6 protein-coding genes and 1 pseudogene are annotated in these 3,619 nt (G+C 43.7%); 5 read left to right on the forward strand and 2 right to left on the reverse strand.

Going from position 1 to position 3,619, the window contains the following annotated elements:
- Positions 1 to 27: 27 nt before the first annotated feature.
- Positions 28 to 318: pseudogene (locus MiSe_RS53480) on the reverse strand (zinc ribbon domain-containing protein); the annotation flags it as partial.
- Between the two features lie 67 nt (positions 319 to 385).
- Between MiSe_RS53480 and MiSe_RS48145 the strand changes: the two are divergent.
- Entirely contained in the window at positions 386 to 544 is a 159-nt protein-coding gene (locus MiSe_RS48145; RefSeq protein ID WP_226594468.1) for a hypothetical protein, read from the forward strand.
- A 66-nt stretch (positions 545 to 610) separates the two neighbouring features.
- Here the strand turns inward: MiSe_RS48145 and MiSe_RS48150 are convergent, their stop codons facing one another.
- A complete protein-coding gene (locus MiSe_RS48150) occupies positions 611 to 1,141 on the reverse strand; it encodes a hypothetical protein (RefSeq protein WP_226594471.1) in 531 nt (176 codons plus the stop codon).
- A gap of 1,209 nt (positions 1,142 to 2,350) precedes the next feature.
- Between MiSe_RS48150 and MiSe_RS48155 the strand changes: the two genes are divergently transcribed.
- The 4 genes from MiSe_RS48155 to MiSe_RS48170 form a co-directional block, all read left to right on the forward strand.
- Positions 2,351 to 2,710, forward strand: a complete 360-nt coding sequence (locus MiSe_RS48155) for a DUF4114 domain-containing protein (protein WP_226594473.1) — start codon at positions 2,351 to 2,353, stop codon at positions 2,708 to 2,710.
- On the forward strand, positions 2,691 to 2,993 hold the full coding sequence (locus tag MiSe_RS48160; protein WP_226594476.1) for a DUF4114 domain-containing protein: 303 nt from the start codon (positions 2,691 to 2,693) through the stop codon (positions 2,991 to 2,993). The genes MiSe_RS48155 and MiSe_RS48160 overlap by 20 nt, the downstream gene beginning before the upstream one ends.
- 47 nt (positions 2,994 to 3,040) lie before the next feature.
- The gene (locus MiSe_RS48165; RefSeq protein WP_226594479.1) at positions 3,041 to 3,388 is read left to right on the forward strand and encodes a hypothetical protein; all 348 of its coding nucleotides are present in this window, start codon (positions 3,041 to 3,043) and stop codon (positions 3,386 to 3,388) included.
- Between the two features lie 34 nt (positions 3,389 to 3,422).
- The coding region (locus tag MiSe_RS48170; RefSeq protein WP_226594481.1) for a hypothetical protein at positions 3,423 to 3,619 on the forward strand (197 nt) is incomplete at its 3' end.

The following is a 3,619-nucleotide window of genomic DNA, read 5'->3' on the forward strand; positions in this document are numbered from 1 at the left end:
TTGTATATGCCGATAAATCAAACAAATTTAACTGAATATACGACTGCTCATAGGCATGGTTCCTGGACTCCTAAGAGACGGCAACGATATCTTCGCCGGCATAACTTTCCCGCAGTCTGAGCCATGATTCTTCGGATTTTTTGGCAAGACAATTCCGACGCGCTTGGCTATTTCTCTGGAAGCTTTCGTATCAGCGCGAGCGGTATAGGTGCAGTTGTTGCAGATGAATTTCTCACCCCTGGGATTTGCTCGAGCAATATGTCCACACTTGGGGCAAACTTGGCTTGAATATTTGGGGTCAACATTGACAACCTGTTTGGCTGATTTAGTAGCCTACCAAGCAATCTTGTTAAATAAGTCGCCCCAACCACAATCTTGAATAACTTTGTTTAAACCAGATTTAGCTGATGCGCCGTTTTTGAGGTATCCTCGCTTACCATCATGCTTCGGCTTGGCGCGTTTGACCATCGCTTTGATGTTTAAGCTTTCTCGGACAACAGCATCAGCAGTCTTGACAATCCTACTGGCAGCTTGCCAGTTATAACCGGCTCTTTTCTGAACTAACTTGTGTTTGGTTCTAGATAACTTTTGATATGCTTTGGCCTTGTTTTTAGAGCCTTTGGCGCCAGGGACTAATTGCCCTTTGGCGAATGGCTAATCGTCCTGCTGTCCGATTGTTGGTAGTAGGTCTAATATTCTCAATGAAACTACCATCCGATACGGCTACGAGTTTATTAACACCTACGTCAATTCCAACTACTGATTTAACTTCTGACTTTAAAGAAGGTAGTTCTACTGGCAGGTCTACCAGCATAGAGATAAACCAGTAACCTCCACCACGCTTAACTGTGCAAGTCCTAACTCCCCTAATTTGTGTCAAGTCTCGACTGTTAAACATTTTGACGTTGCCAATGCCAGGTAGATAGATAATTGCGTAGCTATCTTTGAGCGAGCCAATCTTTACTTGACCAGGCTTGTACTCAAAGGCATTTAGTTGACGGAGATATCGGGTCAAACCTCTTCCTTGTTTCCAGAAGTTGCTAAATGCTATGTCTAACTTAGCAATATTGCGCTGCCAAACATCGGCATTAATATTCCCAAAATCCTGGTACTCATTTCGCAACTGCGTTGTTACTTTCATTTGCATCCCAGAAGCGTTATCCCATTTAGTTATTCCTTTGGATGTCTGGAAGGCCATTGATAGGGAGAGCCTCCAGAGAGGTTGAAAGCGAAGCGTGAACCCCCTCGCATGGACGGCATGGGGTGGCTTCACAAGGCTTCCCATCCGCGGTAGTTAGTAGCTGTTTTTTACAAACAAATTTTTTAACACAGGCGAAAAATAACCCAGAACACCCAGTATAAAACAATCATCAGTTCCAAGTAAAAACCGCAATCAAACCAAAGAAAATCAGTAATCAAACGCTGACGCAAAAATCCGCAATCAAACGGTGTAGCGAACAATAGCAGCAGAAACACTCAACTAAGCTTCCTAGCTCATTAATACCCATTCCTCAAAACCTATTATTTCCTCTCCAAATATCATTGTCGAATCACGCTGCGAAAAAACTCCGAGACCCCGAAGGTAAAATTAATTTATCTTAAAAATTAACTTCACATAAACTTAAGCTCAGCTGACGTAAATACTCTATTGAATTCAACTGATTAACCTATTTAACATGTGAGAAAACTCCTCTAGCAAAAAATCAGTTCAATTAACATCTACCGAGGTGGTCAGCAACAAATCTGCGCCGTTAATGCTGGCAATCCCAACCTGATTTCAAAACAATTCTTCTCGGGGGGCAAAAAAGGTAATTCTGAGAAATTTAAATCTTCTGGCTGATAGCACATCAATTGACTATGACTTCTTGGCTGCACCGGGGTTAGGCTCAACCGACTTAAATCCCCAAATCGAAGACAATTTTGCCCTCATAAAACTGCAAATCACCCTCAAAAGGGGGATTCCCGCCAATAAAAATCCTCATTTGCCAGTTCAAAATCGCTTAAATAATTTAACAATATCGACCTGAACCAGACATCAAATCATACCATTTATCCAACTTTTTTTCAGTCACATACAACTTGATTTGACAACTGGTTACTAGATAACCAACCACTCGCAACAACCAACATTTCATCTCAGCCAAATACAGGTGCCTCAAAAAGAGCCGCATCCCAAGACAGCCTCACAGGTAGCGATATAACAACCTCATCCAGAGCCAGCACTACACAACCAACCAACTTATTTGATAGCGGATTCTTAACAGTAGGAGCCACAGTCAACCTAGAAGTTGACTATTTATTTGATGGCGGTGCTTATCAAGGAGAACTAGGCATCTTCAACCTGGAAGGCATGGAACAGTTTACCCCAGGTTCAGATGCCTTTACCAAAGAAGCTGCTAGAAGATCCTTAACCGCCAGTAATTTAGGTCACATCATTATCAGTGACATCAATCAGCGAGCAAAATTTACTGGTTCTGTAGGTTGGGAAGGTAACTCGAACGCAGGTATTTATTCAGGCATCAGAACCTTTTCCATCGGTCCAGGGGATAAATTCGGCTTCATCCTCGCCCCCAATCGTACAATGCAAGATATGTTCGACCGTCCTGGGATTTGGGGAGGGGGAAACCGACCTTTATTTTCTCTTGGTACACCCAACCCCAATGACTCGTTCACTCGACTGCAAATCGTTGATGTCACTGGGAATAAATAAAACTGCTTTTGCTTGGGAAGATATTCCAGCTGATAGCACCTGGTCTGATAGAGACTACAACGATCTTATCTTCCAAATCAAAGGCGCAACTGGCGCAGTAGCACTGCTATCTAACCACATTAACCCAACCAGAGATTGGCGTTCCACATCGGTTGGACAGTCAATCAATAGCCATATCGACTCGCAATATCCACCACAACCGGGCGCAGCTTTAGTAAACGACACAGGGTCTTCTGCTAACGATCGTATTACAACAGCTTTAGCCTCACCCGCGACCAACTAGCAGCGATTAATGGCGGTTCCTTACCTGACGGCAGTTATACTTTATACTTGCAAGCAGTTAATTTCCGCAGCAAGGCATCAACAATCGCTCAAATTCCCTTCGTTCTAGATACTGCAAAACCCTCTGGCACATTAACGCTATTACCGTCTCACGATACAGAGTCAGTGGGTGACAATACAACCACACTGGAAATAGTTACTTTAGTCGGTCAAACAGAACCAAACTCTTGTGTTACTCTTAATCAAACTGGGGCGCTTTTTACCGCAGATACAACGGGTCGGTTTGAATTTTCCAATGTACCGCTAGAACAGGGGGATAATTTCTTTAGCTTACTTTTAACTGACGTCCCTGGCAATACCAACAATATCAGCAGCAGGATTACGCGGAGATTTTGAGGTGACGCTGCCGCTGGATGGATCTTACACTTTGATGGTTAATGGAACAGCCCTCCTGCTGTTGATTATAGCTTCCAAGTGTCGGCGCCGAATGCAGTTGTTACGTAAGGATTCAGGTGGAAGGAGGGGAGGTAGCCGCCAGTCAAAAACAGATAGCAGCACCAGGACAGATCAAGGACTGGCGGCTACCTCCCCTGGTAAATGTAAGCTGAGAGAGCAAAAGAAATTCCC

Source organism: Microseira wollei NIES-4236, from assembly GCF_020521235.1.
GTDB lineage: Bacteria > Cyanobacteriota > Cyanobacteriia > Cyanobacteriales > Aerosakkonemataceae > Microseira > Microseira wollei.